Below are 7,773 nucleotides of genomic sequence, written 5' to 3'. Positions count from 1 at the left end.
TTTGTCAAAATTGACGGCAGATTTTTTGCGCCTTTTTTTAGCTTACAATTTCAATTCGCTAAGATTCAGCTTGAAAAACATTAAAGCCATACTTTTTAAAAATCATATAATTATTCAGTAGGCATTATCTAGCATTTCTCAAAGATAATAAATAGACAATCTGCTAAATTGTGTGTCCTTTTAGCAGATTGTCGTGATTTTTTTTAATCTATGTTTTTTAACTCTGTGACTACTTTATTAAATTCCTGTTCTGTTTTCAGATATTCCTTAGAGCCGGGAATTTGTGTTGAAAGTTCAGACATTAACCGATCTTTCATAAAATTCAACTTCGTTAGGTCTGACTCTTTTTTAGGGGCCGCTTTCTCACTTTTTGTAATAATTTTTTCATTTTCGATCACAATTTCTCTTGACATGATTTTTTCTCTGAAATATTTATCATGAGATACAAAGATCACTGTTCCCTGATACTGACTCAAAACCTCCTCCAGCTCTTCCCTTGTTGGTATATCTAAATGGTTTGTCGGTTCATCCAAAATCAAAAGATTTTTTTCTGAAAGAATGTGTCCTAAAAGCTTGAGTTTAGTCCTTTCTCCCATACTCAATCCTTCGATTTGCTGATACCACTGGGAAGCTTGAAACCCTAACTGAATAAACATGGTCATGACTATTGATTTTTGCTCATCATTGATGGCTAAAAACTCTGCCACCGTCTGCTTCAAAGGTAAATCAAATACTTGTTGACTCAAATAGCCGATTTTATTGCTGCTTGAACGCCATAAATTTCCTTCAAACTTTTCTTCACCTAAAAGGATGTTAAGCAAAGTAGTTTTTCCGCTGCCGTTTTTGCCAGAAATGGCCACTTTCTCCTTTGACTGGATAGTAAATTCTCCTCCAGTAAAAAGAGTCTTTGAACCAAACTTTTTTGTCAAATCAGAGGCAATAAACACCGCACCTTTCCGCGGAACATCTGTTTGTAAATCTATTGCAATTTGGACATCTTTTTCAACTTTTTCTACGCCGTAGGCATCTAAATTTTTCAACAATCTTTTTTCAGCAGATTTCCGCTGCTTATCCATTCTTTTGGCTGCCAAACGGTAATATTCTTTGGCTCCCTCTTGTTTTGTCGATTGGGCATGTGCTGAGGCGGATGTATCTTCAAAACGTTTCATCTCTTGCTTCACACGTTTTATTTCTTTTTGCTGTTTCTCGTAATTTTTTTGTTGGGTTCTCCGCTGATGGTCCCTAACTTCTCTATAGTGACTATAACTTCCTTCGTAAGAAGTAATTTTTTGCTCTTCAATCGCCCAGATTTTGGTTGCGACTTGGTCCAAGAAATAGCGGTTGTGAGAAACAATGACCACAGCCCCATGGTATTTTTTTAATATATCGACCAATTCATCTACCCCTTCTTCATCCAGATGATTTGTTGGTTCATCCAACATTAAAAGAGGCTTATTCTTAGCAATTCCCTGAAATAACCGCTGTTTTAATTTCTCTCCGCCGCTTAAAGTCTCAAACGCTTGTTTCTTCTGCCATTTTCTTAATTGATTGGAAAAATTAGTTTCCTCAAATTGAAAAGATTCTACTTCTTGTTCAATCAAAGAAATATCATCTTCAGCTAACCGCCAAACGATACGCTGATTGCTTTGGTTAGACTGCGTGCTTTTCAAAATATTCAGCAATGTTGTTTTACCGGCACCGTTTCTTCCAACAATACCAATCACATCCTTCGCACGAACCGCTAAGTTATCCCCTTGAAACAAAATATCCGAGTCAGTTTCAGCAACTAAATGATTAATCTTAATTAATTCAGTCATTTAAAAACCACCTTTCATCGGCGGGAAACAAAAAAGCCTCCCGCATTTGGAAGGATTAGTACATAAATAAACAAGACATAAAAACATCTCTGCATTGCTATTTATTACGTAAAAAAAATGCATACTAATCCCGTTGTCAAACATTTATGTCAGGATTAGTTGTACATTTGCTTTACCTCGTGCTTTCGTATGATAAAATAAGTATACGATGTGTTTTACTATTTGTCAAAAAACGCTACCAAGGAGAATAATCATGTCTAGTGGAAATTATTTATTTTTTTTAACGGTATTTTTTTTAATTCCTTTTATCCTTTTTCTTTATTGGGCAATCAAAAAAACGACGAGTTTATGGACAGGTGCCTTTTTCCTATATTCCTCTGCCTCTTTGTTTTTTCTATTGATGGTTTGGCTAGAAAAGATTTCCAAAAATCTGACGTTTGTCATTGTCGCAATCACGGCGTTAGGCCTCTTACTCTTGGGAACTTTAGGAATTTATGCCATGATCATCGCACTGTTTTGGAATGAACGGATACTGTTAAAATTCGAGCGACCCTCATTTTCAAATTTTCTGCCGCTGATTGTTGCAACGATTCTGTTAGTTTTAGCTGTCGGCAATATTATCATGGTAATCTTTTTTTCTGATACATGGCTCATCAAAGTATTTTCCTTTGTTATCAATTTGGCCATTTACTTATCTGCTGTTTTCTTCTTTTATTCCGTCACAAGCATTATTTACAACGTGATACCCATACGCGGGAAAGTCGATTATATTATCGTACTTGGAGCAGGATTAAACAAAGACAAAGTTACTCCTTTGCTGGCTGCAAGGATTGACGCAGGAGCTAAGTTATATTTGGCGCAACAAGAGAAGAAAAATCATTCCCCGACGATTATCCTATCGGGAGGACAGGGAGCAGATGAACTGATTTCAGAAGCTGAAGCAATGAACAATTATCTTAAAGACACTTACCCGAAAATCACACAAGTCTTATTAGAAAAACGTTCCACAAATACGGAAGAAAATCTCCGTTTTTCAGAACTTGTCGCTACAGAAAAAGACGCTGCTACCGATTTCAGTAAACAAAATATTGTCATCGCCACAAGCAATTACCACTTACTTCGAGCTGGAAAACTGGCAAAAAAACAAGGTTTAAATGCCCAAGGTGTGGGTGCAAAAACTCGTTTATTTTATCTTCCCGCCGCATTTATCAGAGAGTATATCGGTTATCTTGTGTTTTCAAAAACCAAACATCTGACTGCCATGGGATTTATCTTTTTATTGACCATTGGCCTAGATCTGATTATGCATTTCCTGTTGAAAATATAAAAACTTTATCCCCTTTTGATTGTTTTCAATAAAAATACTTTTCTGATTATCTTGTCTAAAAATGTCTCTGTAATTATTATAAACCGAGAAATAGATTAAAATTTATGCTAATGATATAATTGAAATGTGAAAAGTTTTATAGATGAAAGGTGGAATTCACTGTGGTTCAAGTTAAAGATCACCAAAAAATTATTTTAATCGGTAATGGAGCAGTCGGTTCAAGTTATGCTTTTGCTCTAGTTACTCAAAATATCGGACAAGAACTTGGCATTATAGATGTCAATGTAGATAAGGCAGAAGGGGATGCCATAGATTTATCCCATGCATTGGCATTTACCTCTCCAAAGCGGATTTATGCGGCAACTTACGATGACTGCCAAGATGCTGATTTAGTCGTCATTACTGCGGGGGCTGCCCAAAAGCCCGGGGAAACACGGCTAGATTTAGTTCATAAAAATTTGCGTATTTTTAAAGGTATTATTGATAATGTGACACAAAGCGGATTCGACGGCATCTTTCTTATTGCTTCAAATCCAGTGGATATCCTGACCTATGCTGCTTGGAAATTTTCCGGATTTCCTAAGAGCCGCGTAATCGGGTCTGGTACTTCTCTTGACTCTGCCCGATTTAGACAGACGATTGCAGAACTAGTCGGCGTAGATGCCCGAAATGTTCACGGCTATATTCTTGGAGAGCATGGGGATACAGAATTCCCAGTTTGGTCGCATGCTAATATCGCCGGCCTGCAAATTTATGAATGGGTCAAAAGCCATCCTGAAGTTGACGAGGAAGAATTAGTCAATATTTTCTTCAATGTCCGTGATGCTGCCTACACCATTATCAATAAAAAAGGCGCGACATTTTATGGCATTGCAGTGGCGCTGGCAAGAATTACAAGAGCGATACTTGATGACGAGAATTCTATCTTCCCCCTCTCGGTTTATCTAGATGGCGAATACGACCAAGAAGACATCTACATCGGTGCCCCTGCGGTAATTAATCGTCAAGGGGTCAAAGATATTATTGAAATACCTTTGAGCGACGCCGAAAAAGAAAAGATGGAACTCTCAGCCAATACATTGAGAGAAGTATTGCACGATGCTTTTGAAAAATTTGACGAAGAAAATCAAAAATAAAACTTGAGTTAATCCATATATCTCATCAATAAAAAGAACAAAATCGGTTTCTGATTTTGTTCTTTTTTTATTGAAAACAGCTTATCACTGCAAGGATTAAAATAAAATATAATTTGACGGGTTGCATTATCGACAAAAAAAGTCTATAATAAAAATCCTTATTATAGATATTTAAAGTCGATAATGCATTTAACAAAGGAGTTGATATCAACATGAAACTGACACGTGCCACCGAGCAAGCTGTCGCAGTGATGGCGATGCTGGCTACACAAAATCCAGAAGTCTATCTGTCCTCAGATGCTATTTATAAAAAACTCGATGTGTCGAAAAGTTATGTTCAGAAATTGTTACGCAAGCTAGTCGTTGCAGACGTAATCGAAGGTGTCACAGGATTGAACGGCGGTTTTTATATCAAACGATCGTTGACTGATATTTCGTTATATGAAGTAGTCGCTGCCATTGAAGGTGAATTCCGCTCTTTTTTGGGACAAGAAGTACTTTCGCAAGCTTTTTCCGGGTTCAATACACGTGCTCGTGAAGGTCATCAAGTCATCGCCGGCTATTTTTCTAGAGCAGACGAACGCTGGATCAGTTATTTAAAAAAAATTACAATCGAAGAGGTCATGAATGATGTTTTTTCTGAAGAAAAAAAGCTGCCCCAGCATGACTGGAATCTTGAATGATTAAATTAAGTAAACTGTATGACTAAGGAATGATGAAATTGAAACAGATTATTGAACTATACCGGCAAGACTGGAAAAGAGTCTTTCGAAATAGATTAACTCTTTTGTTGGTACTTGCTTTGATGATTCTCCCCTCATTGTATGCATGGTTTAACATTGCCGCACTCTGGGACCCCTATGCCAACACTAAAGACATTAAAGTAGCTATTTATTCTGAAGACGAAACTGCCGCTGTCCTTGATAAAAAGGTCAATATCGGACAGAAGATTATTGAAAATTTACAGGAAAATGACACACTGGACTGGCAGTTTGTCTCATCTAAGAAAGAATTAGACAAAGGAGTTAAAAGCGGGAAATATTATGCTGGGATCGTTATGCCACCAGATTTTTCTACTAATCTTGTCAGCTTTGTGACAGGAAATATCCGAAAACCTGAAATAGAGTACTCAGTCAATGAGAAGATCAACGCAATTGCACCTAAAATTACTGATAAGGGCGCTGCAACTATTCAGAGCACAATCACTACAGAGTTTATTGATACCGTCAGCCAAACCGTTTTTAAAGCAATGAATCAAGTGGGATATGATATTGATTCGCATTTGGTTTCTATAAATAAAGTAGCAGATAAATTGTTATATGTGGATGAGCATTTAGACGAAATTGACAACTATACTCAAGAAGTTATTGCGTTAAATCAAAAGATGCATGAATATAAAGAAAAACTAGCTCAAGCAGACGAGCTGAAAGCTTATTTACCGCAAGTTGATGCACTCGGACAGAAAGTCATCAAGCTAAATGAAAATCAAGGACAGATAGATCAAGCAGGTAAAATGCTCGTAACACTGCAAGAAAAAATACCAGAAATCGAAAATGCTGGCCGTCAGCTAAAAATGATTGATGATGATTTTGATGACATTATAGCGACTCTCAATAAAACCGTTGCCCAAGCTGAAAATGGTTTGATTATTATTAAAGACACACAGGACATGTTGCCGGAAATCAACCGTTTTGTCGTCCAAGCCAATCAAACTTTGCCGATACTTCAAGCAGATGTGGCTAAAATTCAAGAAACACTGCCTCAGATTTCTAACGGTGTCAGCACAAGTTTACAAGTTGTTGTCATTGCCAGTCAAGATGTTTTCAGGGTTACAGATAGCTTATTAAGTTTTATTGATGAAAATGAATGGACACCAGAGCAAAAGGAAGAAATCAAGCTGTTGCTAAACGCATTGAATGAAAAATTAGTACGGCAAGACAATGTAATAAGTTCTTTAATCGCCCTCTTATCTGATTTACAGGAACTATCTGGAAGTCAAAATTTACAATCCTATATTAATCACTTGATGAGAGCAAAAGAAATTGGCGCAGCTTTTCAAGAAAGAGTCGGCTATCTGTACAATCACATCGATTCCTTGGATAGTGAAGCTATCAAACAAAAACTATTAGAAATTCAAAACTTTGCCAGCCAGCTGAATCAGACACTAGCCGTCATTGATGTGCCCCAACTAGAGCAACACGTAGCTGAATTACTGAAAAACGTCTCAGTATTACTGGACAGTGCTAGCCAGATTACAGAGGGAATCATTGATAAGCATCTGTTGGATTCGCTGAACCGTCTGCTTGATAATACTACCGAAGTCATCCAAGATGCTTTGGGATTTTTTGAAGAATACCAGCAGGAGCTCCCTTTGATTAAACAGGAAATTCACGATGCTAACTTATTACTTAATAACAATATGCAGCTGATTACCAAGGGAATCAATACTGGTGTCAATCTTTACCAAAAGGATTATCCTGAATTAAAGGAAAAACTTGCTTTGGGGGCAAACTTTTTTGCAAGTGATTGGCCTAGAGTCAAAAATGAACTGATTGGTACCGTTGACACAATCAATCGCAAAATACCTGAAATCGAAGAAGCTTTGAAATTAACAACAGAATTTATTGAAAATGACTGGCCCGATGTTAAAAATGGGCTGCACAAATCTGCGGAACTTGTCAGGAAAGGTGAACAGGATTTAGACTTGAGCAATTTGATTGCTTTGCTAAAAAAGGATGCGGTTGAAGAAAGCGACTTTTTGGCGGAGCCAATTGTTTTGAAACAACATTCTGTTTATCCGGTACCTAACTACGGTTCAGCTAGTGCACCATTTTATACAGCACTTTGTCTGTGGGTGGGAGCCGTATTATTTTCCAGTATTGCGACAACAGATGTTCACTTGGAAACAAATCAAAAGAATAAGTTTAGTTTGAGAGCGCAATTCTTTGCTCGAATGCTGACTTTTCTGACAGTCGCCTTATTTCAAGCACTCATCGTAAGTATTGGAAATATGTGGCTCTTAAAAACATACGTAGTCAATCCTGTTTGGAGTGTGTTGTTTGCAGTTTTAGTCGGATTAGTTTTCATGACTTTAGTTTATGTGTTAGTCGGGTTGTTTGGCAATCTAGGCAAAGGACTCGCTGTCATCATCTTGGTACTCTCGATTTCCGGTGGTGGCGGCAATTTTCCTATCGAAATGTCTGGACCCTTTTTCAGAATGATTCATCCCCTGCTCCCTTTCACCTATGCAGTCAATTTACTTAGGGAATCAACAGGAGGAATTTATTGGCCTAATGCCGGTCGTGACATCGGAATATTATTTATGTTTGGGCTTATCTTCACCGTTGCAGGATACTTCTTATTGCCGTTGGTCAAAAACGTTATGAAACATTTGAATGAACAGTTAAAAGAGGGCCATTTGCTCCATTAAAAAAGGTCAATCTGGTCAAAAAGTCTTATACATAAAAAAAGAACAAAATCAGAAATAGATTTT

General features: G+C 37.3%; 5 protein-coding genes. 4 read left to right on the top strand and 1 reads right to left on the bottom strand.

The genetic code is table 11. The features are described from left to right. Window positions 1-203: 203 nt before the first annotated feature. Window positions 204-1,817, bottom strand: a complete 1,614-nt coding sequence (abc-f, locus tag CBF29_RS04840; protein WP_126807950.1) for a ribosomal protection-like ABC-F family protein — start codon at window positions 1,815-1,817, stop codon at window positions 204-206. Between the two features lie 253 nt (window positions 1,818-2,070). Here abc-f and CBF29_RS04835 point away from each other — a divergent pair, with 253 nt between their 5' ends. The 4 genes from CBF29_RS04835 (at window position 2,071) to CBF29_RS04820 (ending at window position 7,710) form a co-directional block, all read left to right on the top strand. Next, window positions 2,071-3,144, top strand: coding sequence for a YdcF family protein (locus CBF29_RS04835; protein WP_170169994.1), 1,074 nt, complete (start codon window positions 2,071-2,073; stop codon window positions 3,142-3,144). Between the two features lie 161 nt (window positions 3,145-3,305). After that, a complete protein-coding gene (locus CBF29_RS04830; RefSeq protein ID WP_126807946.1) occupies window positions 3,306-4,280 on the top strand; it encodes an L-lactate dehydrogenase in 975 nt (324 codons plus the stop codon). Between the two features lie 212 nt (window positions 4,281-4,492). Next, the gene (locus tag CBF29_RS04825) at window positions 4,493-4,963 is read left to right on the top strand and encodes an RrF2 family transcriptional regulator (RefSeq protein ID WP_126807944.1); all 471 of its coding nucleotides are present in this window, start codon (window positions 4,493-4,495) and stop codon (window positions 4,961-4,963) included. 38 nt (window positions 4,964-5,001) lie between these two features. Then, a complete protein-coding gene (locus tag CBF29_RS04820) occupies window positions 5,002-7,710 on the top strand; it encodes a YhgE/Pip domain-containing protein (RefSeq protein WP_425469884.1) in 2,709 nt (902 codons plus the stop codon). The last annotated feature ends 63 nt before the right edge of the window (window positions 7,711-7,773 follow it).

It is taken from the genome of Vagococcus elongatus (assembly GCF_003987645.1).
Lineage (GTDB): Bacteria > Bacillota > Bacilli > Lactobacillales > Vagococcaceae > Vagococcus_A > Vagococcus_A elongatus.
Note: the sequence above shows the minus strand (reverse complement) of the source record. Positions and strands in the feature narration are given on the sequence as shown.

What these genes read in the sequence shown, in the direction of transcription:
- CBF29_RS04825 (WP_126807944.1), top strand. Translation starts at nt 4,493, where the DNA reads ATGAAACTGACACGTGCCACCGAGCAAGCTGTCGCAGTGATGGCGATG.
- CBF29_RS04835 (WP_170169994.1), top strand. Translation starts at nt 2,071, where the DNA reads ATGTCTAGTGGAAATTATTTATTTTTTTTAACGGTATTTTTTTTAATT.
- abc-f (WP_126807950.1), bottom strand. Translation starts at nt 1,817, where the DNA reads ATGACTGAATTAATTAAGATTAATCATTTAGTTGCTGAAACTGACTCG.